This is a genomic window from Bacillus sp. E214, from assembly GCF_008087365.1.
Classification (GTDB): domain Bacteria; phylum Bacillota; class Bacilli; order Bacillales; family Pradoshiaceae; genus Pradoshia.
Map to the genome: position 1 here is coordinate 102,545 of NZ_VENN01000003.1, position 24,983 is coordinate 127,527.

28 protein-coding genes are annotated in these 24,983 nt (G+C 36.2%); 16 read left to right on the forward strand and 12 right to left on the reverse strand.

All coding sequences use genetic code 11. From position 1 onward, the window contains the following. The first annotated feature begins 58 nt into the window (after positions 1 to 58). Together yhaM and FHY47_RS12940 are read left to right on the forward strand one after the other, a co-directional pair. Positions 59 to 997 carry a 3'-5' exoribonuclease YhaM gene (gene yhaM, locus FHY47_RS12935; RefSeq protein ID WP_066101894.1) on the forward strand — a complete coding sequence of 313 codons (939 nt, stop codon included), beginning with the start codon at positions 59 to 61 and terminating at the stop codon, positions 995 to 997. Between the two features lie 109 nt (positions 998 to 1,106). After that, positions 1,107 to 1,277, forward strand: coding sequence for a sporulation YhaL family protein (locus FHY47_RS12940; RefSeq protein WP_066101891.1), 171 nt, complete (start codon positions 1,107 to 1,109; stop codon positions 1,275 to 1,277). 38 nt (positions 1,278 to 1,315) lie between these two features. Here FHY47_RS12940 and FHY47_RS12945 read toward each other — a convergent pair whose 3' ends face one another. After that, the gene (locus FHY47_RS12945; RefSeq protein ID WP_066101888.1) at positions 1,316 to 2,164 is read right to left on the reverse strand and encodes a peptidylprolyl isomerase; all 849 of its coding nucleotides are present in this window, start codon (positions 2,162 to 2,164) and stop codon (positions 1,316 to 1,318) included. Positions 2,165 to 2,446: 282 nt separating this feature from the next. Here FHY47_RS12945 and FHY47_RS12950 point away from each other — a divergent pair, with 282 nt between their 5' ends. Both FHY47_RS12950 and FHY47_RS12955 read left to right on the forward strand, forming a co-directional pair. Further along, positions 2,447 to 2,533, forward strand: a complete 87-nt coding sequence (locus FHY47_RS12950) for a YjcZ family sporulation protein (protein WP_066101885.1) — start codon at positions 2,447 to 2,449, stop codon at positions 2,531 to 2,533. A gap of 34 nt (positions 2,534 to 2,567) precedes the next feature. Continuing rightward, positions 2,568 to 2,654 carry a YjcZ family sporulation protein gene (locus tag FHY47_RS12955; RefSeq protein WP_066101882.1) on the forward strand — a complete coding sequence of 29 codons (87 nt, stop codon included), beginning with the start codon at positions 2,568 to 2,570 and terminating at the stop codon, positions 2,652 to 2,654. A gap of 81 nt (positions 2,655 to 2,735) precedes the next feature. Here FHY47_RS12955 and FHY47_RS12960 read toward each other — a convergent pair whose 3' ends face one another. The 3 genes from FHY47_RS12960 to FHY47_RS12970 all read right to left on the reverse strand — a co-directional run bounded on the left by FHY47_RS12960 (position 2,736) and on the right by FHY47_RS12970 (position 4,198). After that, on the reverse strand, positions 2,736 to 2,924 hold the full coding sequence (locus FHY47_RS12960) for a hypothetical protein (protein WP_066101879.1): 189 nt from the start codon (positions 2,922 to 2,924) through the stop codon (positions 2,736 to 2,738). A gap of 209 nt (positions 2,925 to 3,133) precedes the next feature. Beyond that, complete coding sequence (locus FHY47_RS12965; protein ID WP_066101876.1) at positions 3,134 to 3,709, reverse strand: HTH-type transcriptional regulator Hpr; 576 nt, start codon at positions 3,707 to 3,709, stop codon at positions 3,134 to 3,136. 123 nt (positions 3,710 to 3,832) lie between these two features. Continuing rightward, positions 3,833 to 4,198 carry a YtxH domain-containing protein gene (locus FHY47_RS12970; RefSeq protein WP_139891499.1) on the reverse strand — a complete coding sequence of 122 codons (366 nt, stop codon included), beginning with the start codon at positions 4,196 to 4,198 and terminating at the stop codon, positions 3,833 to 3,835. 258 nt (positions 4,199 to 4,456) lie between these two features. Here FHY47_RS12970 and yhzF point away from each other — a divergent pair, with 258 nt between their 5' ends. Beyond that, positions 4,457 to 4,642: a membrane protein YhzF gene (yhzF, locus tag FHY47_RS19575; RefSeq protein ID WP_066101870.1), complete on the forward strand. Its 186-nt coding sequence runs from the start codon at positions 4,457 to 4,459 to the stop codon at positions 4,640 to 4,642. Between the two features lie 60 nt (positions 4,643 to 4,702). On the opposite strand, the gene FHY47_RS12975 is transcribed toward yhzF, so the two are convergent. Further along, the gene (locus FHY47_RS12975) at positions 4,703 to 5,218 is read right to left on the reverse strand and encodes a tryptophan transporter (RefSeq protein ID WP_066101867.1); all 516 of its coding nucleotides are present in this window, start codon (positions 5,216 to 5,218) and stop codon (positions 4,703 to 4,705) included. 114 nt (positions 5,219 to 5,332) lie between these two features. Beyond that, positions 5,333 to 6,412, reverse strand: coding sequence for a 3-phosphoserine/phosphohydroxythreonine transaminase (serC, locus tag FHY47_RS12980; protein ID WP_066101865.1), 1,080 nt, complete (start codon positions 6,410 to 6,412; stop codon positions 5,333 to 5,335). A 349-nt stretch (positions 6,413 to 6,761) separates the two neighbouring features. On the opposite strand from serC, the gene FHY47_RS12985 reads away from it, so the two are divergent. Then, a complete protein-coding gene (locus FHY47_RS12985) occupies positions 6,762 to 7,748 on the forward strand; it encodes an alpha/beta fold hydrolase (RefSeq protein ID WP_262366015.1) in 987 nt (328 codons plus the stop codon). Positions 7,749 to 8,027: 279 nt separating this feature from the next. Here the strand turns inward: FHY47_RS12985 and FHY47_RS12990 are convergent, their stop codons facing one another. Together FHY47_RS12990 and FHY47_RS12995 are read right to left on the reverse strand one after the other, a co-directional pair. Then, positions 8,028 to 8,894 (reverse strand): glycosyltransferase family 8 protein, encoded by an 867-nt coding sequence (locus FHY47_RS12990; RefSeq protein WP_139891498.1) that lies wholly within the window; start codon positions 8,892 to 8,894, stop codon positions 8,028 to 8,030. Positions 8,895 to 9,221: 327 nt separating this feature from the next. Beyond that, positions 9,222 to 9,644, reverse strand: coding sequence for an HIT family protein (locus FHY47_RS12995; RefSeq protein ID WP_066101859.1), 423 nt, complete (start codon positions 9,642 to 9,644; stop codon positions 9,222 to 9,224). A gap of 520 nt (positions 9,645 to 10,164) precedes the next feature. On the opposite strand from FHY47_RS12995, the gene FHY47_RS13000 reads away from it, so the two are divergent. The 3 genes from FHY47_RS13000 to FHY47_RS13010 are packed head-to-tail and all read left to right on the forward strand — an operon-like array spanning position 10,165 to position 12,842. Then, entirely contained in the window at positions 10,165 to 10,905 is a 741-nt protein-coding gene (locus tag FHY47_RS13000) for an ABC transporter ATP-binding protein (protein ID WP_066101856.1), read from the forward strand. Continuing rightward, positions 10,898 to 12,097, forward strand: a complete 1,200-nt coding sequence (locus tag FHY47_RS13005; protein WP_066101853.1) for an ABC transporter permease — start codon at positions 10,898 to 10,900, stop codon at positions 12,095 to 12,097. Before FHY47_RS13000 ends, FHY47_RS13005 begins: the two co-directional genes overlap by 8 nt. Before the next feature lie 19 nt (positions 12,098 to 12,116). After that, positions 12,117 to 12,842 carry an EcsC family protein gene (locus tag FHY47_RS13010; protein WP_066101850.1) on the forward strand — a complete coding sequence of 242 codons (726 nt, stop codon included), beginning with the start codon at positions 12,117 to 12,119 and terminating at the stop codon, positions 12,840 to 12,842. Between the two features lie 109 nt (positions 12,843 to 12,951). Here FHY47_RS13010 and FHY47_RS13015 read toward each other — a convergent pair whose 3' ends face one another. Both FHY47_RS13015 and FHY47_RS13020 read right to left on the reverse strand, forming a co-directional pair. Next, a complete protein-coding gene (locus FHY47_RS13015; protein WP_139891496.1) occupies positions 12,952 to 14,136 on the reverse strand; it encodes a M20 metallopeptidase family protein in 1,185 nt (394 codons plus the stop codon). A gap of 205 nt (positions 14,137 to 14,341) precedes the next feature. After that, the gene (locus FHY47_RS13020) at positions 14,342 to 14,836 is read right to left on the reverse strand and encodes a hypothetical protein (RefSeq protein WP_066101844.1); all 495 of its coding nucleotides are present in this window, start codon (positions 14,834 to 14,836) and stop codon (positions 14,342 to 14,344) included. 287 nt (positions 14,837 to 15,123) lie between these two features. On the opposite strand from FHY47_RS13020, the gene hemE reads away from it, so the two are divergent. The 4 genes from hemE (at position 15,124) to FHY47_RS13040 (ending at position 19,345) form a co-directional block, all read left to right on the forward strand. Beyond that, positions 15,124 to 16,185, forward strand: a complete 1,062-nt coding sequence (gene hemE / locus FHY47_RS13025) for a uroporphyrinogen decarboxylase (RefSeq protein ID WP_148630832.1) — start codon at positions 15,124 to 15,126, stop codon at positions 16,183 to 16,185. Continuing rightward, positions 16,185 to 17,123, forward strand: a complete 939-nt coding sequence (hemH, locus tag FHY47_RS13030; RefSeq protein ID WP_139891495.1) for a ferrochelatase — start codon at positions 16,185 to 16,187, stop codon at positions 17,121 to 17,123. Before hemE ends, hemH begins: the two co-directional genes overlap by 1 nt. Before the next feature lie 29 nt (positions 17,124 to 17,152). Continuing rightward, positions 17,153 to 18,586, forward strand: a complete 1,434-nt coding sequence (gene hemY / locus FHY47_RS13035) for a protoporphyrinogen oxidase (protein WP_140461129.1) — start codon at positions 17,153 to 17,155, stop codon at positions 18,584 to 18,586. 228 nt (positions 18,587 to 18,814) lie between these two features. After that, a complete protein-coding gene (locus FHY47_RS13040) occupies positions 18,815 to 19,345 on the forward strand; it encodes a GNAT family N-acetyltransferase (RefSeq protein WP_066101830.1) in 531 nt (176 codons plus the stop codon). A gap of 303 nt (positions 19,346 to 19,648) precedes the next feature. On the opposite strand, the gene FHY47_RS19295 is transcribed toward FHY47_RS13040, so the two are convergent. Beyond that, positions 19,649 to 19,783, reverse strand: a complete 135-nt coding sequence (locus FHY47_RS19295) for a hypothetical protein (protein WP_257468976.1) — start codon at positions 19,781 to 19,783, stop codon at positions 19,649 to 19,651. A gap of 994 nt (positions 19,784 to 20,777) precedes the next feature. Continuing rightward, positions 20,778 to 20,912 (reverse strand): protein YhfH, encoded by a 135-nt coding sequence (gene yhfH / locus FHY47_RS13045; RefSeq protein ID WP_077247967.1) that lies wholly within the window; start codon positions 20,910 to 20,912, stop codon positions 20,778 to 20,780. Between the two features lie 349 nt (positions 20,913 to 21,261). Here yhfH and FHY47_RS13050 point away from each other — a divergent pair, with 349 nt between their 5' ends. From FHY47_RS13050 to FHY47_RS13060, 3 genes are all read left to right on the forward strand, one after another. Continuing rightward, on the forward strand, positions 21,262 to 21,999 hold the full coding sequence (locus FHY47_RS13050) for an MBL fold metallo-hydrolase (RefSeq protein ID WP_066101825.1): 738 nt from the start codon (positions 21,262 to 21,264) through the stop codon (positions 21,997 to 21,999). A gap of 18 nt (positions 22,000 to 22,017) precedes the next feature. Further along, positions 22,018 to 23,007: a lipoate--protein ligase gene (lplA, locus tag FHY47_RS13055; RefSeq protein ID WP_148630834.1), complete on the forward strand. Its 990-nt coding sequence runs from the start codon at positions 22,018 to 22,020 to the stop codon at positions 23,005 to 23,007. Positions 23,008 to 23,294: 287 nt separating this feature from the next. Then, entirely contained in the window at positions 23,295 to 24,848 is a 1,554-nt protein-coding gene (locus FHY47_RS13060; RefSeq protein ID WP_066101819.1) for a fatty acid--CoA ligase family protein, read from the forward strand. Positions 24,849 to 24,983 lie beyond the last annotated feature (135 nt).

The window sequence follows — 24,983 nt, forward strand, 5'->3', positions numbered from 1 at the left end:
TATTAATTTGCCTTCGCATGATATAATAAATATTGGAATGGACCGGGGAGGGATATACATGAAGGGAATTGCCCATCATGAAGTTGGAGATACGATAGATCTTCATCTATTCATAAAGAATGCTATAAAAGGAACAGCAAGTAATGGAAAACCTTTTTTATCTTTAATTTTCCAGGATAAAAGCGGAGAAATAGAAGCAAAGCTTTGGGATGTAAAACCTGAGGATGAACAGCTGTATATGCCGGAAGCAATCGTACGGGTAACAGGAGATATACAAAATTATAAAGGTAAGCTTCAGCTTCGGATTCGATCAATTCGCCTAAAGTACGATAATGAGACGGTTAATATTGCTGATTTATTGCCGACTGCTCCTCTTGGAAAAAATGAAATGTCTGAAACGATTACAAAATATATATTCGAGATGACGAATCCTAATATACAGCGGATTACTAGACATTTGGTTAAAAAATATTTTAATGAGTTTTTGGAATATCCTGCTGCCACGAAAAATCACCATGAATTTTTCTCTGGTCTGGCATATCATGTTGTATCGATGTTAAACTTAGCAAAATCAATTGCTGAGCTATACCCATCATTAAATAAAGATTTATTATATGCGGGAGTCATCCTTCATGATCTCGGAAAAGTGAAGGAACTATCAGGACCAATTGCGACTACTTACACAGTGGAGGGCAACTTGCTTGGCCATATTTCCATTATGGTGAATGAAATCGGTAAAGCTGCTGATGAATTAAATATTCAGGGGGAAGAAGTTCTTATTCTTCAGCATATCGTTTTAAGCCATCATGGAAAAGCGGAATGGGGAAGTCCGAAACCGCCATTGGTTAAAGAGGCAGAGGTTCTGCATTATATTGATAATTTGGATGCGAAAATGAATATGATGGATCGTGCGCTTGATCGGGTAAAACCGGGAGAATTTACAGAGCGAATCTTCCCTCTCGATAATCGCAGCCTTTATAAACCGAATATCAAATAGATTATCGATTTTAAAAATATGCTTTCCTTTAAGTGGAAAGCATATTTTTTTTTTAAAAGCATATAGTTTTAAAAAGGATGCTTAATCCTTAAGGAGGGGGAGGACAAGCTTGTCAATTTTTATTGGAGTAATCATAGCTGGTATCTTCTTTAGTGCCTTTATGACCATAAAATCAATCAGGGAAGAGCAAAAAGTTGATGAATCGTGGATTGAACAGGAGGGGAATGTTTATATAGAAAGAATGGAAGAAGAAAAAAGAAAAAGAGCAATGGCACAATAAAAACTCGACCAAACCGGTCGAGTTTTCTGTTTCACCTATTAGAATGCATCTTTTAAATCTTTATCTTTTACTTCAACATCAGCATCATCAATCACTTTTTGAATAGCTTCTTGAGCTTTTGCGGAATCTAGCTTGGTCATTTTAACGTTTCTAGTTACTTCATCTTTGGATTCTTCAAAAGAAGGATTGTCATTTTCTTTCTTCTCTGTTACTTGAATGATATGGAATCCATGCTCAGTTTGTACAGGATCAGAAATTTTGTTGACTTCAAGGCCGTATGCAGCATCTTCAAATGCAGTTACCATTTGTCCAACCCCAAACCAACCAAGGTCTCCACCTTTATCTTTATTGGCTGTATCTGTTGAATATTCTTTTGCCAAATCCTCGAATTTTTCACCTTTATCAAGCTTAGCCTTTACTTCTTTCGCTGTTTCCTCATCTGCTACAAGAATATGGCGAGCTTTTAAGTCGATTTTATATTTGTTATTATAGTAATCCTTAAGTTCTTTATCTGTTACTTTGATTGTATCAAGAGCGGCTTTTTCCTGTAAAAGATTGAATTTCACAGATTCTTTAAAAGCTTCTTCATCTTTAAAGCCAGACTGTGCCAAAGCTGCTTCAAAATTTTCGCCAAGATTTTCTTTGGCTTCTTCAACCTGTTTATTCACTTCTTTATCTGTTACTTTATATTTATCAGAGAGAACTTTTTTATATACGAGTTCTTTTACTGCTTGATCCCCGTATTGATCTTTTAGTTGTTGATAAAGCTCCTCTTTAGTAACATTTCCTGCTTTCGTTTCTACCACTGCTTCATCAGATTCATTATTGCAGGCTGCAAGACTGACAAGTAAAGCTGCTGATGCCAACGTAATTAACCATTTCTTCATCCATTACACTCCTTTTAGCGTGTTGCCAAGTAAAAGTATTTCATAACAAGCCTAACTATAACACAAAAATTCTGTTAAAAAAAGGATAAGCACAAATGTTATTTGATAATTATAATAATTGGAACAATCTTACTTAAATTCTAATCAGCGTTTTCATGGAATCTCATGTGTTTTTAAGTCTGTTTAGGGTCTTCATTAAAAATCATTTATTTAAGCAAAAGGCCCATTCCTTTTTGTGGAAATTGAATATGATACGGTAGCAGCTCAAAAGGAGGTGTGATCATGAGTCAAGGATTTGGTGGAGGATTTGCTTTCATCGTAGTTCTGTTTATTCTACTCGTGATTGTTGGTGCGTCATATGTGTACTAACTAAGTAAGTATGTAACTGAAGGGAGGATACAACATGTCTGGTGGATACGGCGGAGGTTTCGCTTTATTAGTAGTTTTATTTATCTTGTTGGTTATCATTGGAGCATCTTGGATTAACTAATTCAAGATTTGCAAAATCCTCATAAAGGTCACCTATGATCTATAGGTTGAACGAAAGACGAGTGTGAGTAACACTCGTCTTTTATATGGTGTAGAATATTTCAATATAAGTAGAGATTAACAGGATGGTAATAAGGATATTGATTGTTCGAAAAAATTTGGCCTGTTTAGCTTCTGGCAATTCCTTTTTAGTACAGAAGCTGTCTGATAATTTATTGATATAATACAAAATAAAAAGTGCAAATAATGAAAACCAAATGAGAGGTATCATCCTGTTATCCTCCTTGACGCTAGTATCTCTCTAACATTATCAAAAAAGTATCAATTCTGTAAAGAATATGAATCGTTAGAACATTAATTACTCAGGAAATTAAGAGGGGGAAGAAAACGAGGGATATATAAAACATTGTGATTAAATACACAAGCCCATTCAAGATAAAAGCGGAGGTATGATAGATTAGTGTCCGCTTTTATCTATTATTATTGAATGGGCTCTTTTTGATTTTCAATTTTTTCGAGAATTCCATTTTCGTCTGTGAATTCATTCTCAAGATTTGCAAATGATTTTTCGAATATATTCATAAAGTCGTCACCATAGATATTTTTAACAATCGCCATCATTTCCATCATATCAGGGAATTTTCCGTATAAGTCTTTTAAGGGTTGAGCACCTAAATAGACGGAGTTCTTGGATGAATCGAATACGCTTACGATTTCAAGCAATAGTTCGTTCCCTTCATCTGTAAGCTCAATATAGGTGTTACGTTTGTCATTTTCCTTTTTTGAAAATCTGAGAAGACCACGTTCTTCCAGCTTTTTTGAAAAGTTAAAGGCTGTAGATACATGCATAACACCGAACTTGGCCACATCAGATATGGATGCTCCCTTAAGATGATAAGCAATCCATAGAATATGATGTTCATTGATATTTAAATTATAGGGTTTAATCCACTGCTGCCAGTCTTTTTCAATTGCTTTCCAGAGAGCTTTGCTAAGCTGAGCAACCCGCTGGGTAAATAGCATGGCTTCTTTGATGGAATTTAAATTTTCAGTCATAATACGCTCACCTACTTTTCTCAATTTATCTTACTGATTTATTATCCTTATAAAATATTAAATAACAAAAATGGTAATTTGCCAAATTTTTAGTTTTTTTACCGAGATTTTCTTGGCGCTGAGTTATTTTGTAGTGAGCGGAGATATAGCTGTTTCAAGCTCCTGGATGGCTGTTTCAACATCATTAATTTGGACTTGAATAGCACTTGTGTGTGCCTGGCTGTCTTGTTTCCATTCTTCCAATGCTTCTTTTACACCTTTTACGAACACTTGAATCTGTGTCTTGCTGACCGCGGTTGCAGATACGGATTCGTTCTTTAACTGGACGATACTTCTTTTTACATCCTGAAGAAGGTCCATAGTCTCATCTTTCGATTGTTTAAGCTTCAATCTGAGCTCTTGTCCGGATGAAGGAGTGCTTAACAATACTGAGACTCCAGCTACTGTAAACCCGGAAATAAAACCAATTAATAATGATTTTCCTTTCATTGCTATTCACCTCAATTTTATCTTTCCATAACAGATTTCTACATAAAGTTAAAATACCCTTTAAAATTATTCCTTATATTTAACAATTCCTTTTTTTATATTATTTTAAACGTAAAAAGCTATTTTCGGAAACTATTTTTGGAAAAAAATTCATTTGTTTTTAGGTTATACCTTATTTTTCATCCAGTATTATGTTATTTCATATAAATATTGAATGTGCATACAATTAGATATGTAGATGAAAAGGAGGAGGAGGAAGTGTCATTATTTTTACTCATATTAATTCTCTTCAGTGGGTTTATAAGTATATTGTTTTACTCAATCATTTCTCTGGGAAAAGGAGGCGTATATCCAGCTAGACGTGTACTAAAGAAGAGGATTCATATGAGTGGAATATGGGCTTCAGTTCTTCTTTTGGTATTAATCTTAATATGGAAGTTGTAGATAGTAGAGGAACGTAAAAAGAGGATGTTAACCTTTTATGGTTTGCATCCTCTTGTTCTATTAGTTAACTGCTATATTCGAGCGTTTTAAAATGCCGCTGGCAATGGGGTGTATAAGGGCCATTACGACAGTATTAACAACTGTTGCAGGTAAGACTACGCCAGCTGCCAAAGCTAGAAATGGTCCAGGTAATCCAACGATCAGATAGGCCGATCCAAGAAATAGCATGCCGGATACCAGTGTACCTATAAAAGTCAGTACAAGTGAAAAGGCAAAGGTTTTGCCTAACTTTTGAACGATACTAAAAATAGCATATATAAGTAAAGCAGTGAAAAATTTATCAATCAGATTTGGAATTAATCCTCCAGGGAAAGTAGTGGTCAATCCGGATATGACCCCGGTTACGCTGCCTAACAGTACCGTGCTTTTCAAATCAGGGAATAAAAATATCCCTAGGAACATCATAATCAGCATAAGGTCTGGCTTCATCCCAAACACAATTCCCGGCATGACAGTGTGCAATACAGTACCAATTCCAACTAGCAGTGATAAAGTCACCAAATTCTTCGTATTCACTTCTCATCTCTCCTATTCTAAGCTTATCTCATTTTCTTCTCCGATTGTGCACTCGTTGCCAACCGCGAAAAGGTTATATAGAGTATATCACCCATTAGCAATATTTAACACATGTTAATGCTTATTTTTAAAATTATTCATGAAGTCGGCCAGCTTTTGGCAGTGCTCAATCGGAACTGCATTATAGATAGATGCCCTGCATCCTCCAATGGAACGGTGGCCCGCCAAACCGACGAAGCCAGCATTCTTGGACTCTTGAATGAATAGGTCGGATAATTCTTTAGTAGGAAGAGTAAAGGTGATGTTCATGGTTGAGCGGCTATCTTTCTCGGCATGGCCACTGTAAAATCCGTTACTCTCGTCTATTGTCTGATAAATGATCTGGGCTTTTTGTGAATTTATTTTTTCTATTTCGTCAACACCGCCTTTATCTTTTGTCCACTCAAGGACTAAGGCCAATAAATAGATGGCCAAAGTCGGCGGTGTGTTATATAAAGACTTTGAAGCCGCATAAGTATCATAAGAGAGCATGGTTGGTAATTGCTGATGTTCTTTAATTAAGTCATCCCGGATAATCACGACTGTGACGCCAGATGGACCTAGGTTTTTTTGAGCACCTGCATAAATCAGTCCAAAATCAGTTATGTTAATTCGCCTGCTTAAAATGTCGCTGGACATATCTGCAATCAGAGGAACTGTATTTGTTTTGGGGAATTCCTGCCACTGAGTGCCGTAAATGGTATTATTACTGGTGATATGCAGATAGGCAGCATCAGGTTTCAAAGAAATATTGTTATGTTCAGGAATACGCTTATAATTTATATCCTTAGTGGAAGCGGCAATTTCTGTGTGTCCAATTTTACGAGCCTCTTTTAAAGCTTTTTCAGACCAGGATCCAGTCAAAATATAGCTTGCGCATTTATCGGGTGAAAGAAGATTCATAGGTACCATAGAAAATTGAAGACTAGCTCCGCCTTGTAAAAATAGTACTTCATAATTATCAGGAATATCTAATAGCTCTTTCAATAAATGGGTAGCTTTTGAATGCACTTTGTCATATTCTTTGCTGCGATGGCTCAATTCCATAACAGACATATGGCTGCCTTCAAAGTTCATCCACTCCTGTTTAGCCTTCAATAATACTTCTTCCGGTAATGCAGCAGGACCGGCATTAAAATTGTAAGCACGTGTCATGATTATTCCCCTTCCGATATCGCGATTCTTTACTTAATTCCCTATAATACTTTTCAGTACTAAAGTGAGTGAATTCCACCATATTCTACAACAAAAGGAGATAAAAATAAATAAATAATCAGACTATTAGGTTAATTGCAGGGGGCGTGGAGATAACTTGTTAGGATCAACACAGGTTAATGGAATAAATTAAAACTCTAATATGGGAGATTCTATCTTGAGGGTTTTATGAAATTAGATGTAGAGTTTTATAAGGCTTAAGACTTATCTTAAAATACTTCTGAGGCTCATTTCTATTATCTTGTTGCTAACTTATGATAGATAAAAAGAAAGTGGGTCATAAAAAGTAATGAAGAAAACTAAAAAAAGATATCGAATTTGGATAGTTTTAAGAAATATTTTATTCTCCATTCTAGCAGCGTTTGTTATTTGGATTACCTTTAGTAATATTATGACAGTATATGAACAAACAAAATACCAACCCATAGGGGAAGTAGTTGAAGTGGATGGTGAAAATATACACATTTATACAAAGGGTGAGGGCGCTGACACAATCGTTTTATTAAGCGGGCTCGGAACAGCAGCACCAGCATTGGATTTTGACCCTTTAATAAATGAAATCTCAAAAAATAATAAAGTAGTAGTGGTAGAGCCGTTTGGATACGGATGGAGTGATATAACCAAAAAAGAACGGACAGTTGAAAACATTGTAGAGGAAATAAGAGTAGCCTTAAAAAAATCAAACATACAAGGCCCGTATATTCTGATGCCTCATTCAGTTTCAGGAATTTACAGTATGTATTTTGCTAATACATACCCAGAGGAAGTTAAAGGTATCATAGGAATCGACCCGACATTACCACATGCTTTAGAATATTTTAGTGAGGATGCACCTAAAATGCCTAAGTTTTTAAAATATCTGGCACCAACCGGAATCGCTAGATTAGCATTGTATATTAATTCTCAAGTTTTTTTACCTATTGCAGATGACGGCACCTATTCCGAAAAAAATTTAAAAATGACCAAGGCACTTTCCGCATGGAAGGGTTACAACAAAAACGTTGTTGCTGAAGCCAATGAAATAAAAGAAAATATTGATAAAACCGTTGATATTAAGTTACCATCTACTATTCCAGTCTTATTCTTTACAACGAAAGAAGAAAAGGGATTAGAGGATGGCAAGAATAACGTGTCTTTTTATCAGACACAATTAACTAATCATCCTGCTAGTAAAGTTGTAGTCTTACAGGGTCATCACTATCTTCATTGGACACGTTCTAAGGAAATGAACAAAGAAATTAATGAATTCACAAGTTCATTTTCTGTTGAGCAATAACAACATGCGAAGGCCATTGAAGGGGCTTTAACTGAATAAGGAATACAGTCGTTCTATATAGGGGTGGCTGTTTTTATACCTCGCGTAGGAAATTGATAGTAATGTTTGAATTTAGACAAGCAATGAGGAGCATTTGATTTCTTGTCCTTAAACTATCTGGGCATTTTAGTTCAATAACAAGTACAGCCACTTCCTGTATGGAGGTGGCTGTTTTCACACTCAGAAAAAATATTAAACAATAGCAACAATTCTTACGAAACAGCCTTTTAAATAACAGCCTTATATTGGCTTACTCCTTAGAGAAGGCTGCATGATTTCTTGACCAATAGCGTATGCTCCACGAAATGCCATTTTATCATAGTGTTTATATAAAGCATGGAATCTACCGTTGTAGTTTTGTTTCCATGGCTTTTTCTTTCCGCAAAAGTGGAGAAACACGGTGTGATGGATTACATAATCCATATCCATCTTATGATTGGACATTAATTTATAATAATTGTAGTATCTGGCGTCATAGTTATAAATCGTTTCTTCTAAATTTTTAATATATTTGGAGTAAAGTGCGTTTAATATATCCTGATCAGGCAAAATTAATTTTTTCTTATTTTCTTCTACAAATTTAAAAATCTCATCCTCGTTTATTACTTTTCGCTGTTCTTTTAAATTCATTAACAATACACCTGAATTGTAATAAGCATCTATTTCATAAGGGGATAAACGGATTTGATTAATTCCTTTTACTGATATTTTATTATGACAGGCAGCAGCAAATAAATTATTGCCTAGGTCCATCTCATAAAGGTCATCAACAGAGTTTAGAACAAGAATATCCGGATCCAGGTACAGGATTCGGTCCAAATTTTTCGGTAGGAACTTGAAGGCCAATAATCGATAGTACATTTCTTTTGTATAATGCATTAAAACCGGTGCATCTTGAAAATGTCCATCATCCACCTGAACACTTATAAGCTCACTTCCATTTCTATGGACAAATTGTTCTAAGGAATGAATCTCTTCTGTTTTAATATCCGTATGCATAATAAAAATTTTAAAGGTTTTATGTGAGTTATTTAGGAACAAGGACTGAAGCATTACTTTAAGTGGTTTTAAATAAGTGGAATTTAGCGTTACCAGTATATTAATCACTGTAAATCATCCTTCCAATTGCATTTATATAGGCTTGTAAGAAATACACCTTTTTTATCTGAACGATTATGTAACATCTACATCTAATAATAAATAAATAATATAAAAGTAGTATAGTATATTTTTAAAATATTTCTCAAATCATTATTTCGACTTACTATACCGTTTTATTGTAATTCTAACAATTGAGTTAACAGTTATTTTCAAAAAACACCTGTATCTTAAAATGAACATTGGTTGTTTGAATGTATACTAATAAGACAGACAGCCTTCTTAGCTGTAAAATTAAAAAATGGCTCCCCTATTGAAAGGAAGCCATTTTTCTTATTATTGTATATGCTGATTGATTGATGCAGCAATATTAGCGAGGTCTTCGCCCGTATATTCACTTGTATGTGTTTTCCAAACAGCGCCAAACCCATCGTTTTGTCCATAGCGTGGAATCAAGTGGATGTGGAAGTGGAATACGGATTGTCCAGCATGTTCACCATTATTATTTAGAACATTCATTCCGATCGGTTGATATTCCTGCTTCAAGGCACGAGTTATTTTTGGAACTACCTGGAACACATGGCTTGCTATTTCAGGAGTTAATTCATAAACATTTTCTTTATGTACTTTTGGGATGACGAGAGTATGTCCCTTAGTGACCTGGCTTATATCTAAAAATGCCATCACATGCTCATCTTCGTATACTTTTGCAGAGGGGATATCACCTTTAATAATTTTACAAAATATACAATCTTCCATGGTTAACATCCTTTCTATTTATTGATTCATTATGTATTAGTGTAGCACAGACAAAAACGGGAAAAAAGGAAAGGGACGCAACATATAATGTTACGCCCCTAAGTCCTCGAGGGGAAGCTTAATTCCTGGATATTCTTACAGAATCTTCTCTGACAATTACTCCAATCGTTTAGATGAAGCAATTTTGTCGTTTTCCCATGTTATGTCCAATGCAACCATCCCCTTAACACTTGGAATTATTGATCCCAATTTCAGGTTCTAGGCCTTTAGCGAACACCCCATTTTCGAAAGAAGTACACTGATCAAACCCTAGGTTAAAGCCTTACGTTATCGCGAACCAACACCCCATTTATCAATGAAGTAAAGTGAATGTTGTTCCCCTCTGATTATAGATTGCCCATGTTTTTTCCTAATATACATATTAAATGTCCAAAAAAGTTCCACATTTACTTTTAGCGTTTTCCGTTTTAGGAACCGTTTGTTACAATGATAGGGAGAAAAAGAAAAGGAGACTGTCTCTATGTCATTGCTTGAAATTAATCATATAACAGGCGGTTACACAAAAACACCTGTATTAAAAGACGTGAGTTTTGAAGTGAAACCCAATGAACTTGTCGCATTGATTGGATTAAATGGGGCAGGGAAATCAACGATCATCAAACATATTATTGGTTTAATGACACCGAAAAATGGCGAAATCAAGATAAATGGAAGCCAGTTTAAGGATGATAAAGACAACTATCGCAAACAATTTTCATTTGTGCCTGAAACCCCTATCTTATATGAAGAACTGACTTTGGAAGAGCATTTAAAATTGACTGCTATGGCCTATGGTATAGAAGAGTCTGTTTATCAAGAAAGAGTCGAAAAGCTATTAAAGGAATATCGAATGGAAAAAAGGCTGAAATGGTTTCCAGCTCACTTTTCCAAAGGGATGAAGCAAAAAGTAATGATCATGTGTGCATTTCTTGCTGAGCCTTCTTTATATATTGTTGACGAACCATTTGTTGGGCTTGATCCGATTGCCATCCAATCCTTATTGGATATGATGAAGGATATGAAAAATCAGGGGGCAGGAATCTTAATGTCTACCCACATCTTGGCTACGGCTGAAAAATATTGTGACTCCTTTATCATTCTTCATGAAGGTGAGGTACGGGCTAAAGGAAATATTGAAGATTTACGCAATCAATTTAACATGCCTGGAGCTTCCCTGGATGATATTTATCTGCAATTGACAAAGGAAGATCGCCATGAATAGGGAAACATTGTGGAAGGACCGTTTTAATAATTATCTGAAGGAGACAACTAAATACTTGCGGTTCATATTTAATGGACATCTGGTCTTTGTAATGATTATTCTGCTGGGAGGAGCGGGGTTCTATTACAGTGAATGGCTTAAAACATTAAGTCCTGATTTTCCAACCGTATGGATTATGGCGATTCTCTTAGGATTAGTTACAACAATTAGCCCGGTTTCAACGTTTTTCCGCGATCCGGACATAGTGTTCTTACTGCCAATCGAGTCAAAATTATCATCCTATATAAAAAAATCGATCATATTTAGCTTAGTCATGCAGGGCTATATTCTTATCATGGTTCTGGCTGTATTAATGCCAATGTATATGCAAACAATGCAAGAACAAACGGTATCCTTCTTGTGGATGCTCCTATCTTTGTTGATTGTAAAGGGGATTAATCTTTGTTCGCGCTGGTTCGTTTTGTACTATAGGGAAAAAAGTGCATCTTTCGTTGATGGATTAGTCCGTTTCGTCCTAAATGCGGCTTTTGTGTATTTTCTTGTTAAGAATGAGTCTTTTCTTTTTATGGGAATTGTCCTCCTTCTTTTAGGAGGGCTTTGCTTCTATTATTGGAAAAGCACAAGAGAGGAAAGTTTACATTGGGAAAAGCTGATTGAGCTAGAGAATGGAAGAATGGCTGCTTTTTATCGAGTAGCAAATTTGTTTACGGATGTTCCAAAATTACGTGAAAAAATCTCAGAGAGAAGATGGCTTGGTGGTGTTATGACTCTTCTTTCGGGTAAGTCTAACAATCCATTCAGCTATTTATATGCCAGAACATTTGTAAGAGCGAATGACTATCTAGGTTTATTTGTGAGGTTAACTTTCATTGCGGCTGTTTTATTCCTGTTTACAGATCTGGGATGGGGAACATTATTTATTGCGATTCTCTTTTTATATATAACAGGTTTACAGCTCCTGCCAATCTGGCATCATCATGATCAAAAAATGGTGATGGATCTTTATCCATTGCATACAGATTATAGAAGGAAGGCTGTTCTTAGACTGCTCATTACCGTTCTAGTTATTCAAAATTTAATTTTCTTTATGACGGTTCTGATTGGTGCAGGAGTTAAATTGGCAATTGTAACATTAGTGAGTGGTTTTGCGTTCATTTTCATTTTCAGACCGTATGCAATGAAAAAAATGTGAGTGGCATTGGAGGTTTTGTATGTCATCTGAACGGTACGAGGAAAGAGCCAAGCAGGATTTGATGTTATGGAAGAAGAAAATCAGCGCTAAGCCAAGTATGGCAATGCGTATCTCCAAACAGGCCCAAACGGCAATTAATCAAAAGATACCTCAAAAAGTACATGATATAATTAGCTCTTCTATTAAAACAATGGTGGACGGCGTATTATACGGTTCAACCTATTTTAAGAAAGTAGACCATGTTGGGAATACGCTCGAGGAAAAGGAAGAGCTGGCTCAATCTATGCTGAATATATATAGAAGAACAGCAGTCATTGAAGGAGCGGGAACAGGGGCAGGAGGAATATTGCTTGGTCTATCGGACTTTCCACTGCTTCTATCTATAAAAATAAAGTATCTATTTAGTATCTCTCAGCTTTATGGTTTTGACCCAAGAAAATGGGAGGAAAGAGTATTTATCCTGTTAGTATTCCAGCTTGCTTTTTCTTCTTTAGAAAAAAGGAAAGAGCTTCTCCCAGTGATTGAAGACTGGGAAAACAAAAAAGGATTGTACCAGGAAATTGATTGGCAAAGCTTTCAGCAGGAGTACCGGGATTCGATTGACTTTATAAAAATGATGCAGTTGGTGCCGGGAATCGGCGCAATTGTAGGAGCCTGGGCCAATCATCAGCTGCTTGAACAATTGGGTGAAACGGCAAAACACGCTTATCAAATGAGATGGTTTACTGAAGAGGAAATGGGCTGAAAATAAAATTATTAGGCTTAAAAACTGGCATCGATTAAAGATATGCCAGTTTTTTCTGTTTTTCATATTAAAATGTCGAAGATAAAATTTGCTGGTGGAAGTAAGGGGATTAGAAATAGCGCCATTCCTGAAAACCGATGGCTGCACTGCCCAAGGTCTTTGCGGCAATTAACATGGCTTTCTCATTAAAATCGAATAAAGGATGGTGGTGTGGATAAGGGTGATCTGTGTTCTCGGGAGCAGCGCCTGTAAAAAACATAGATCCTCTGACCTGTTGAAGATAGTACGAGAAATCCTCTCCTACCAACAGGGGTGTAAGTTTTTTTATGTTTTCGCATCCGACGATTTCGGTTGCCTTATATTCAATATAGTCAGTCTCTGATGGATGATTAATGGTTGGAGGATATCCTCTGAAGTATCTCAGTTCATATTGGCAGTTATTTGCCAGGCAGACACCTTGAACAATTCGTTCAATTTCCTCAATAATTTGTTCTTGAACTTCTGATTCAAAGGTTCGGACAGTACCTTCTAAAAAGGCTTTATCAGGTATGATATTAAATGCTTCCCCAGCTTTAAATTTCCCGATTGTTAAAACGGCTGCTTCCATTGGATCAATTCTTCTGCTCGTTATAGTTTGCAGGAGAGATACGATTTCTGACGCAATGACCAATGAGTCTTTTGAAGTATGAGGCTCTGCCCCATGACCACCCTGACCGTATATGGTCACTTTAAACCGATCGGCAGTGGCGGTTATTGGGCCAGGGCTTATATAAATAGATCCAGTAGGGAATGGAGACCAAAGATGTGTTCCAAAAATGGCATCTACACCATCAAGGCAGCCATCTTCAATCATAAATTTTGCCCCACCGGGAGCAAGTTCTTCTGCATGCTGATGTATAAAGACATATGTTCCTTCCAACAGATGCTGCATTTCTTTAATCGCTTTGGCCAATATTAGCAATAAAGCTGTGTGTCCGTCATGGCCACAGGCATGCATGACTCCAGGGACTGTTGAGCGGTAAGAGACATTTTTTCCATCCTGGATGGGGAGGGCATCAAAATCTGCACGCAGGGCAACTGTTCTGCCAGGGGATTTACCATGTATGGTCGCCACAATCCCGCCACCTCCAACATTGCTTCGGATAGGGACATTTAATTCTTTATAAAAATTTTTTATGAATTGTACTGTTTTCTTTTCATGAAAGGAAAGCTCAGGGTGCTTATGCAAATAACGGCGAATGGCCACCATTTCTTTGAAATCATCTTCTAATCTTTGAAATAGCTCCTTTTCCATATAATCCCCCTAATTAAATGACATGGTTTCCTAGTATCCTTATTTACATGATTAACCATTATTAAACTAAATTTAGTAAAACTTCTATAAGTTTAGTAGATTGACATTTTAAAAAAAGGATAAACAATGATTAAGGAGCCAAATAGATGATATGTCAGTATGGTTATCATTGTAGACGGTTTTCAAATATGATAATTGCCTTCCCCTACTTGTTTTCTTCTTTGTAAGCATGAAAGGTGACAGTGTAAGGACTGCCTGTAAACAATACCTGTGTGTTAAAAAGGCTGGACTTATTTGGGACTAGTGCACTTGTATCCCCTTTTGCATAGGCCTGTTCGTTCTTCCAGTTTGTCAAAACAACATAGGTATCAGATTTGATAGGGCTAAGTATACGCATCGCATGGATCCCAGTTTCATTTTTGATAGACACTAATTTATTTTTAAGGTCAAATTCAAATGCAGGCCGATCTTCAATAGAAACAGGTATATTATGTAGAGCATAAAATCCTTCTTGTTTAAGTGGACCGAATCCATCCAAAACTTCGAACTTTCTTGCTGAAGAAAAGATTGTTTTCTGATCCGTTTCATGAATCAGAGCGGCAGTTTTAGGATTGTTCAATAAAATAAGAGGTAAATTTGCTCGTTTATCTTGTATCCTTTTTAAAAAGCTGAAGGTTCCTGTCGTTATATAGAAGTTCATTATTTGCCCCCTGATTAGATATTTTAGTATAATGGAGTCGTTAGTTAATAGTAATTATTCTAATTTGTAACATTTTATTTACCCATTATTAGTTAAGTCATAACCTACATTGCTGTTAGGTGAGGAGCATTTAACTATAATGGTTTAAATTAAGTCTATTTTTTGACAATTTTTTCACGATTATATACAAGGAAAGGCTGAAAGGATATAGTTGTTATTGATGCCTAAACGATGTAATTCAGGAAAAAAATATAAAATATATAGTAAAAAAGAGGGGCGGAGCGGCTTTGAGACAAAAATTCAATGATACCTTCCTAAAAGCAATTAATAAAGAGAAGGTAAATCACACTCCAGTATGGTATATGAGACAGGCGGGAAGATCTCAGCCTGAATACCGAAAAATTAAAGAAAAATATTCCTTATTTGAAATTACTCATCAACCTGAATTAGCAGCCTATGTAACTCGACTACCGGTTGAACAATACGATGTAGATGCAGCTATTCTATATAAAGATATTATGTCTCCGCTGCCTGGAATTGGTGTACAGGTTGACATTAAATCAGGAATTGGTCCGGTTATCGACAATTCAATTCAATCATTAGCCGATGTCGAAAAGCTTGGTGAATTAAATCCAGAAGAAGATGTTCCTTATATTCTCGATACGATTAAACTGTTGACTGAAGAACAATTATCCGTCCCGTTAATCGGATTTTCAGGAGCTCCTTTCACAATCGCAAGTTACATGATTGAAGGCGGTCCTTCTAAGAATTATACAAAAACAAAAGCATTTATGTATACCGAACCAAAGGCATGGTTTGCATTAATGGATAAGCTGGCAGATACCATTATTATCTATGTGAAAGCTCAAGTAAAAGCAGGCGCAAAAGCAATCCAAATATTTGATTCATGGGTCGGTGCCTTAAATGTTCAAGACTACCAATACTATATTAAACCAATTATGAATCGGATATTCACAGAACTTAGGGAAGTGCGAGTTCCTTTGATTATGTTCGGTGTGGGAGCAAGCCATTTGGCTAAGGAATGGAATAGCCTTCCACTTGATGTTGTCGGTCTTGACTGGAGGCTGTCCATTACTGAAGCAAGAAATATCGGAATAAACAAAACAGTAATGGGAAATCTTGATCCGGCATTGCTTACCTCATCCTGGGATGCCATTGAGAAGAAAGCAAAAGAGATTATTGAACAGGGATTACAGGAACCGGGTCATGTATTTAACCTTGGACATGGGGTCTTCCCAGAGGTGAATCCTGAAGTTCTAAAACGCCTGACTGCATTTATACATGAGTATTCTGCAACTATCATCACATCAAAAGGAGAGGCTGAATAATGGCACATACAAAGAAAAAAATCGGTTTATTAGTAATGGCATACGGTACACCTTATAAGGAAGAAGATATTGAGCGTTATTATACACATATTCGTCACGGAAGAAAGCCGTCTGAAGAAATGCTTGAAGACTTGACTTCAAGATATCGTGCGATTGGCGGGATTTCACCGCTTGGAAAGACAACGGAAGATCAGGCAGCTCATTTGGAAGCAGCGCTAAATAAAGTACAGGATCAATATGAATTTGTAGCTTATATAGGTTTGAAACATATTGAGCCATTTATTGAAGATACTGTTGAAAAAATGCATGCTGACGGAATCACGGAGGCAGTTAGCATTGTGCTTGCACCTCATTATTCCACTTTCAGCATTAAATCATACAATGGACGTGCAAAAGATGTTGCTGATAAATATGGCATGAAAATTACTTCAGTTGAAAGCTGGTACAAAGAACCAAACTTCATTAAATATTGGGTTGACCATGTAAAAGAAGCATTTAATCAAATGACTCCGGAGGAAAGATCAGCAGCGGTATTAATCGTATCTGCACATAGCTTACCTGAAAAAATTAAACAGCTAGGCGATCCATATGAACAGCAATTAGAAGAAACAGCAAAACTGGTTGCTGAAGGAGCAGGCGTTGAAAACTATGCGGTTGGTTGGCAAAGTGCCGGAAATACACCTGATCCATGGCTTGGACCGGATGTTCAGGATTTGACAAGAGATCTTTATGAACAACATGGATATAAAGCGTTTGTCTATACACCGGTTGGCTTTGTGGCTGAGCATTTGGAAGTTCTTTATGACAATGATTATGAATGTAAGGTGGTTACGGATGAGATAGGCGCAACATACTATCGCCCTGCCATGCCGAATACGCATCCTGATTTCATCAATGCCATGGTTGATGCAGTTATGAAAAAAATGGAGCTTAACTGATAACCAACAATGAAAAGAAGGCGATAAAATTGGATTCAACGAAACAAAATATTGCAATCATTGGTGGTGGAATCGCGGGTCTGACGGCAGCCTATTACCTTGATAAAAAAGTAAAGGAAGACAATCTTCCATATAATGTAATTCTTATAGAGTCTACAACTAGGCTTGGCGGTAAAATGCAAACGGTAGAACGTGACGGTTTTGTCATTGAAAGAGGCCCAGATTCATTCTTGGCTCGAAAGAAGAGCATGACAGAATTGGCGAAAGAAGTGGGTCTTGAAAGCACGATTGTTCCAAATTCAACAGGGAAATCTTATATTCTCGTAAAGGATAACCTTCATCCAATTCCGGGTGGATCGGTTATGGGGATTCCTACGGAGATAGGGCCGTTTATTACAACGGGGCTGTTTTCTCTATCAGGTAAAATGAGAGCAGCTATGGATTTTATCCTGCCGCGTTCTAAAGAGCCAGGCGATCAGCCATTAGGGAAATTTTTAAGGCGCCGTCTTGGGGATGAGATAGTGGAGAATCTGGTTGAGCCTCTTCTTTCAGGAATTTATGCAGGCGATCTCGACAAGTTAAGCACAATGTCCACGTTTCCTGATATGCTAAAATTGGAGAAGAAATACAGAAGCATTGTATTGGGTACAAAAAAGAACCGTCCTAAAAAACCAGTATCACAAGACAATAAATCAGCAGGAGATAGCAAAATTGGTATGTTCCGAACCTTTAATAAAGGGCTGCAATCATTGACGGATGCCATTGAAGCAAAGCTTCCAGCAAATCAAATCCTTAAAGGGACGAGAGTTGATGGGATTATTAAAACAGGTGAAGGATATATGCTGACATTAAATAATGGGGATCGGTTACCTGTCATTTCAGCTATATTGGCTACTCCCCATCAGGCTGTTCCGCAAATGCTGCCGGATTATGGGATGTTTGAGCCGTTTAAGGTAATACCTTCCACATCGGTTGCAACGGTATCAATGGCATTTGATGCAAGCGCGATTAAAGAGGATATTGATGGAACAGGATTCCTTGTATCAAGAAACAGTGATTATACGATTACGGCTTGTACATGGACTCATAAAAAATGGCCGCATACTACGCCTCATGGCAAGGTTTTACTGCGCTGTTATGTAGGAAGAGCCGGTGATGAGGTAGTCGTAGACTTATCAGACGGTGAAATTGAACAAATTGTATTGGATGATTTAAACAGAATCATGCAAATTACTGAAAAACCGGATTTCACCATCGTCACTCGTTGGAATGAAGGGATGCCTCAGTACGAAGTCGGTCATTTAGATCGTTTAAAAATGATTAAAGAAAGAATGGACAAGGAGCTTCCGGGAATTTATCTGGCCGGAGCATCCTATCATGGTATTGGAATGCCTGACTGTATTGATCAGGGGATTGCTGCCATGAATCAGGTCCTTACATTTATTAAAGAAAAAAATCTATAACTTTACAAAATAAACAAATCCGATTAATTCCTCTTATTATGGAGAAGAATTAATCGGATTTTTTATATCTTTTTATTGGGCTCTGTTCGTAGATATTGTTTGCCAATTAAACTTACTTCTTATTTAACTATCGGGGGAAGGATTAGCTGGATAGCTAGCTAATTGCAGGAATTTGCCTATAAGGAAACGAATTACCTATCTATTATAAATAATAAGTGAGGAATATTTATGCTGTTTCAAAATGGTAATCTAAAGGTTCGAAGATTAGAAAAAAAGGATAAATATCTATTGGTAAAATGGCTATCACACCCAACGGTTCTCGAATTTTATGAGGGTAGAGACAACCCATTTAATTTAGAAAAAGTTGAAAAAGCTTTTTATCCACCTGAAGATAGTGAAGTGAGATGTATTGTGGAAATCGATGATACCGAAATTGGATATATTCAATTTTACCAATTGGATGATGACACAAAAAATGACTATGGATTTTTTCAAGAAAATGTTTTTGGTACTGACCAATTTATTGGGGAAATAGATTATTGGAATAAAGGGATTGGAACATTACTTGTATCATCTATGGTTTATTTTTTAACTGAAGAAAAAGGAGCTGAAAGAGTAGTGATGGACCCTCAATTAAGAAATACAAGGGCTATCAGATGCTATGAAAAATGTGGATTTAAAAAGGTTAAAATACTGACTAAGAATGAATTGCACGAAGGAAAATTTCAGGACTGTTGGTTAATGGAGTACCATAAATAATTTTCCCCCTTCAACTATGTGGGGTATTAACCCAAGACGGATTAACGCCCTTTTTATAATACGAAGGACAGTTTAGTTCAAAGGGGATTTTATTAATATCAGTGAATACATTAGATAATTCTATAGTGGTTAATTAAAATAAAGATAACGCTGGCGATTGCAAATAAGGTGTCGCACCCTAGGAGTTAGTTTTACTCTAACTTTTCGGATATGGCACCAAAATAGTCTCTTTTTATTAAGCTATTAGTAATAACCTCTACGAACAGCATTTTGTTTTATAAAAAAGAATCAGCTGAAAAATATTTAATTCTCTTTCAATGCTGCATCCTCAAGATCATGTGAAGATTGTATTAATTTTGTTAAATAGATATTACCTGCCGTTTCACCGATTATTAATAGTATGATAAAAAATATAAAGGCCAGCATCCAGGTTATCATATTCAATCACTCCTTAGCTTCTGAAGTACTATATATGAGTCCTATTACAGCTTTATACCCACATTCAGAAGGAGGCAATCACCTTGAATAATAAAATTGGAGATATGACGATGATTCAATCCCTAGCGGCAACGGGGGAGAACAGATAGCTGTGTAAAAACATAGGCTATCTATTATTTAGAAGGGATTGCATTTTAGAACCTAGTTATTTCTTATCTAAATACAATGAAGACAGTCTAATAACGAAGAAACGCTCAAATGATGTGAACCACCGTTTGAGCGTTTCTTTATAAAGACTGTTTTCATAGAGATTGCTGTTATTGTTACTATTAATCTGAGATGTAAAGGAAGGGCTATACTTGTTATCAACAAACGCTACATCCATGATAGGAATAAAAGATATAGAATTATTTCATTAATGTTTCCCCTGTTAAAATTTTATATAGGTCTGTTGAATCTTGCTTTGATAATTTTATATATTTATCGCTATCGGTAACTATCTCTATATTTTCATTATTAGAGCTAATCCATAGTAGATAGGATGCTAATTTTTCGGAGCTATCTTTATTATTCTTGGAGCGTTTTTAGGACTTATTACAATAGCAAATGGAATTCTTATAGTGTTGATTGGAATTATAAGATGGATTATTGTCTTTTTTCAAAGGGGAGATTAACAATTCTTTCTTCTATAGAACCGAAATTCGAATTGATAAAGGGTTTAAAGCAGAAGCAGACCATTGTTTAGCTATATGTTGAAAAGTTAACATCAATAAAGGATTTCTTACTATAGGAACTCTTATCAAGTGAATTTATAAATGAATGATTTATTTATGTTTTCTTTAAAAATAACCTAAAAAATAACCAGCCATATATAATTGGCTGGTTTTTTGCAAATCGCAAAATAGAGGGAATTTAAAAAATCAGGGACTGTATGAATACAGTCGATATGAGCACCCCAGGATTAAAGGGGATTGCTGCTAACATTATTTAAAGACTATTCAGATACATGACGCAGGCATTTATCACAGACGATTCCGTAGCATTCGTGCTGTTCTTCAATGTTTTCACCGCATTCTGAACATTTCTTAGGGGGCAAATTTCTGAAGAATTCCATAACGTTTCGTACCATGTTTAAAACCTCCGTTTTTTTAATTGATTTATAACAGATAATCCATTTTCGATTCTGTTATATAACTGCTTGATAATGTCATTGTATTATAACAGATATGGAAAGTCAACACTGTTTTAAGACAATTTTGAAAAAGATGAAAAAATAGGCTAATTGTTATATATTGAGTGTGAAGCTATATTAGATTTTGCGAAGTCATAACCATGAAATTGGTTATAATTGCATGCAATTAATGGAAAAGGACAGATTATGAGAAAGAACGATAGGAATTTTATAGCTTATAGATTTCGTTACAGCCATTTGCCAACAAACAATATAAAGTTAGATTGATTTTTAATGGGGGGATAAAATGCGTTTAACAGTTATCGGGTTTTGGGGCGGCTATCCTGGGAAGAAAGAAGCCAGTTCGGGTTATCTGATTGAGCATGAAGGATTTAAATTGCTGCTTGATTGTGGAAGCGGAGTATTATCTCAGTTACAGGAATACATAAGACCAGGCGATTTGGACGCCGTTCTTTTATCACATTTTCATACAGATCATATTGCAGATATAGGGGTCCTGCAGCATGCATTATTAATCGATCAAATGGTAGGAATTGAAAAAGAGCCATTGCCTATATATGCTCATACGGAAGATAAAGCTACAGCTGTTACTCTGACATATAAAAGCCAGACTGTATGGGAACCTATTGTGGAAGGGAAATCTGTTCAAATTGGTCCTTTCCATGTTAAGGCACTTAAGACGAAGCATTCCGTTCCATGCTATGCTTATGTTATTGAAGCAGGGGGCAAAAGATTGGCTTATACGGCAGATACAGCCTATTTTCCTGAACTCGTGTCTTTTTTCAGGGATGCGAATGTTTTACTATGCGAGTGCAATTTTTATGAGGGCATGGATATGGCTGAAAGGGCCGGCCATTTAACCAGCATTCAAGCCGGAGAAATAGCCAGGGATGCAGCAGTTCAAACCTTAATCTTGACCCATTTGCCGCACTTCGGGAATCAGAATGATCTGGTAAAGCAAGCCGCAAAAGTCTATAAGGGTGAGATTGATTTAGCCAAGACTGGTTTACAAATTTATATTTAATTTTAGGGGGATTGAGTAATGCTATTTTTAGATAATAGAGGAATAACAGATCCACGTATTAATTTGGCAATTGAGGAGTATGCATTAAAACATTTGGATATTGATGAATCATATTTATTATTTTATATTAATCAGCCATCCATTATTATTGGAAAGAACCAAAATACAATTGAGGAAATCAACAGTGATTATGTAGAAGAGAACGATATTATTGTTGTCCGCAGACTTTCCGGCGGCGGTGCGGTTTACCATGATCTCGGTAATTTGAACTATAGCTTTATCACTAAAGATGATGGTGAAAGCTTCCATAATTATAAGAAGTTCACTGAACCTGTGGTGGAAGCATTGAAGGAACTAGGCGTAAATGCTGAATTAAGTGGTCGTAATGATTTAGTAGTTGGAGAACGCAAAATTTCAGGAAATGCTCAATTTGCCACTAAGGGAAGAATGTTCAGCCATGGAACATTAATGCTTTCCAGTGAAATTGAAAATGTGGTTTCGGCCTTAAAGGTGAAAGAAGATAAAATTAAATCAAAAGGAATAAAATCCATTCGCTCAAGAGTTGCCAATATTTCCGAGTTCCTGTCTGAACCATTGACTATGGAAGAATTCCGCCAAAAGCTACTTGAACATATTTTTGGTGGAATGGAGAATGTACAAGAATATCAATGGACTGATGAAGACTGGAAAAAAATTATGGAAATCTCTGAAGAACGTTATCAACAATGGGATTGGAATTATGGAAAATCACCTAAGTTTAATATTCAGCATTCTTATCGTTTCCCAGTTGGACAAATAGATGTTCGCTTAGAGGTAGCTAAAGGTAAAATTGAGGAATGCAAAATATTTGGTGACTTCTTTGGAGTGGGTGATGTAGAAGAAATCCAAAAACGATTAGTTGGTGTTAGATTTTCAAAATCTGAACTAGAAAATGCATTGAAAGATGTGAATATCAGTCATTATTTTGGAAATATCACAAAAGAGGATTTTGTTAATCTTTTATATTAAATAAAAAGTGAAAATACTTTCTATCAAAAAGCTTCTAATGGGTTAAATCCGTTTGAAGCTTTTTATTTATACAAATAACTATATCAATAAAAATACGATATTTTTGTGAAAACATAAAGGTTATAGGTAAATTATCCTGTTTATGAATATTGTGAATGTAGGGATTGCTTAATCTATGATTTCGATTAAATAGTTGCTTATACCTAGTTCTTTTTCTATAATAAAAATTGGGTGTATTTAGAATATTTTAACAAAACTTACACCTTTCTAACAGGGGAGGGAATAATATGAATTTATCAACCCAACTTCTAGAAACGGCAGAAAAGTTTAAAACAAAACCAGCTTATATTTTTATGGATCAGGAAACGAGTTATGCTGAATTGAATGCAGCTGTTACACGGTTTGCTGATGGTCTTCAGAGTTTAGGGGTAAACAAAGGAGATAATGTTGCTCTATTATTGGGTAATTCACCGCATTTCATAATTGGTTTATATGGATTAATGAGATTGGGTGCAACGGCTATCCCGATTAATCCAACGTATACACCAGATGAAATAGCCTACATATTGAAAAATGGTGATGTAAAAGCAGTAATCACATTGGATTTGCTGATTCCTATGTTTGATAAGATGAGAAAGATACTGCCAGATATTAATCATGTGATTGTTTGTCCGTCCGGTACAGGACCAGATGAATTGCCTCAGAACCTATCTATCAGCGACAAAATGAAACCGTTTACAGATATACTCAAAATTGCTACCGGACAATTTTCTGCCCCGAAAGTGGAGGAAGATGAAACCGCCCTTATTTTGTACACCTCAGGGACGACCGGTAAACCAAAGGGTGCTATGCTTACGCATAAAAATCTCTATAGTAATGCCCGGGATGTAGCAGATTACTTACAGATCAATGAAGATGACCGTGTTATTACGGTGCTGCCAATGTTCCATGTATTTTGTTTAACGGTTTCTTTAAATGCGCCACTAATAAATGGAGGTACATTAATCATCCTGCCTAAATTCAGTCCACAAGAAGTGTTCAGAGTGGCCGAGAAATATGAAGTAACCCTTTTCGCAGGTGTGCCTACTATGTTCAATTATCTATTGCAATATCCCGAGGCTAATCAAGATAGCTTTAAAACTCTCAGGTTCTGTATTTCCGGAGGTTCAGCTATGCCGGTTGCGTTATTAACAAATTTCGAGAAGAAATTTAATGTTATTGTGTCAGAGGGATATGGTCTTTCAGAAGCATCTCCAGTTACCTGTTTTAACCCAATTGATCGCCCTAGAAAACCTGGCTCTATTGGAAAATCCATCATTCATGTTGAGAATAAAGTCGTAAATGAATTGGGTGAAGAGGTTCCAGCGGGTGAAGTTGGGGAATTGATTGTTAAAGGTCCAAATGTCATGAAGGGCTATTATAAAATGCCAGAAGAAACTGCAGCTACCATTAAGGATGGTTGGTTATATACTGGTGACTTAGCTCGTGCAGATGATGAAGAATATTTTTATATTGTTGATCGGAAAAAAGACATGGTTATTGTCGGTGGCTTTAATGTTTATCCTAGGGAAGTTGAAGAAGTTTTATTTGCACACCCCGAAGTATCGGAGGTAGCTGTAATAGGGGCTCCGGATCCGAATCTTGGAGAAGTCATCCGATGTTTTGTAGTATCCAAAAGCCTAGATTTAACGGAAGAGCAATTAATCAACTATTGCCATGAGCATTTAGCAAAATATAAAGTACCTACATCGATTGAATTTATGGAGGAGCTTCCTAAAAATACGACAGGTAAGATTTTACGCAGAGCTTTAAGAAATACTGTGCTGCAGCAAACAAAATAGAAAAACGAACTTTGGACCCGCAGTGATGCGGGAATTTTTTTTGCTTAATCCGTATTTATCTATCATTTTTATGGGTCTTATCCTGCTAAAACTAATCAACCTACTCACCCAGCTAAAAAACAGCATATTATAGTT

What these genes read in the sequence shown, in the direction of transcription:
- FHY47_RS13050 (WP_066101825.1), top strand. Translation starts at nt 21,262, where the DNA reads ATGCGTTTAACAGTTATCGGGTTTTGGGGCGGCTATCCTGGGAAGAAA.
- FHY47_RS12985 (WP_262366015.1), top strand. Translation starts at nt 6,762, where the DNA reads ATGAAGAAAACTAAAAAAAGATATCGAATTTGGATAGTTTTAAGAAAT.
- FHY47_RS12965 (WP_066101876.1), bottom strand. Translation starts at nt 3,709, where the DNA reads ATGACTGAAAATTTAAATTCCATCAAAGAAGCCATGCTATTTACCCAG.
- FHY47_RS12995 (WP_066101859.1), bottom strand. Translation starts at nt 9,644, where the DNA reads ATGGAAGATTGTATATTTTGTAAAATTATTAAAGGTGATATCCCCTCT.
- FHY47_RS13040 (WP_066101830.1), top strand. Translation starts at nt 18,815, where the DNA reads ATGCTGTTTCAAAATGGTAATCTAAAGGTTCGAAGATTAGAAAAAAAG.
- FHY47_RS12950 (WP_066101885.1), top strand. Translation starts at nt 2,447, where the DNA reads ATGAGTCAAGGATTTGGTGGAGGATTTGCTTTCATCGTAGTTCTGTTT.
- FHY47_RS12945 (WP_066101888.1), bottom strand. Translation starts at nt 2,164, where the DNA reads ATGAAGAAATGGTTAATTACGTTGGCATCAGCAGCTTTACTTGTCAGT.
- yhfH (WP_077247967.1), bottom strand. Translation starts at nt 20,912, where the DNA reads ATGGTACGAAACGTTATGGAATTCTTCAGAAATTTGCCCCCTAAGAAA.
- FHY47_RS13005 (WP_066101853.1), top strand. Translation starts at nt 10,898, where the DNA reads ATGAATAGGGAAACATTGTGGAAGGACCGTTTTAATAATTATCTGAAG.
- FHY47_RS13020 (WP_066101844.1), bottom strand. Translation starts at nt 14,836, where the DNA reads ATGAACTTCTATATAACGACAGGAACCTTCAGCTTTTTAAAAAGGATA.
- FHY47_RS13060 (WP_066101819.1), top strand. Translation starts at nt 23,295, where the DNA reads ATGAATTTATCAACCCAACTTCTAGAAACGGCAGAAAAGTTTAAAACA.
- FHY47_RS13015 (WP_139891496.1), bottom strand. Translation starts at nt 14,136, where the DNA reads ATGGAAAAGGAGCTATTTCAAAGATTAGAAGATGATTTCAAAGAAATG.
- yhaM (WP_066101894.1), top strand. Translation starts at nt 59, where the DNA reads ATGAAGGGAATTGCCCATCATGAAGTTGGAGATACGATAGATCTTCAT.
- FHY47_RS19295 (WP_257468976.1), bottom strand. Translation starts at nt 19,783, where the DNA reads ATGATAACCTGGATGCTGGCCTTTATATTTTTTATCATACTATTAATA.
- FHY47_RS13010 (WP_066101850.1), top strand. Translation starts at nt 12,117, where the DNA reads ATGTCATCTGAACGGTACGAGGAAAGAGCCAAGCAGGATTTGATGTTA.
- FHY47_RS13000 (WP_066101856.1), top strand. Translation starts at nt 10,165, where the DNA reads ATGTCATTGCTTGAAATTAATCATATAACAGGCGGTTACACAAAAACA.
- FHY47_RS12960 (WP_066101879.1), bottom strand. Translation starts at nt 2,924, where the DNA reads ATGATACCTCTCATTTGGTTTTCATTATTTGCACTTTTTATTTTGTAT.
- serC (WP_066101865.1), bottom strand. Translation starts at nt 6,412, where the DNA reads ATGACACGTGCTTACAATTTTAATGCCGGTCCTGCTGCATTACCGGAA.
- hemH (WP_139891495.1), top strand. Translation starts at nt 16,185, where the DNA reads ATGGCACATACAAAGAAAAAAATCGGTTTATTAGTAATGGCATACGGT.
- FHY47_RS12955 (WP_066101882.1), top strand. Translation starts at nt 2,568, where the DNA reads ATGTCTGGTGGATACGGCGGAGGTTTCGCTTTATTAGTAGTTTTATTT.
- lplA (WP_148630834.1), top strand. Translation starts at nt 22,018, where the DNA reads ATGCTATTTTTAGATAATAGAGGAATAACAGATCCACGTATTAATTTG.
- FHY47_RS12970 (WP_139891499.1), bottom strand. Translation starts at nt 4,198, where the DNA reads ATGAAAGGAAAATCATTATTAATTGGTTTTATTTCCGGGTTTACAGTA.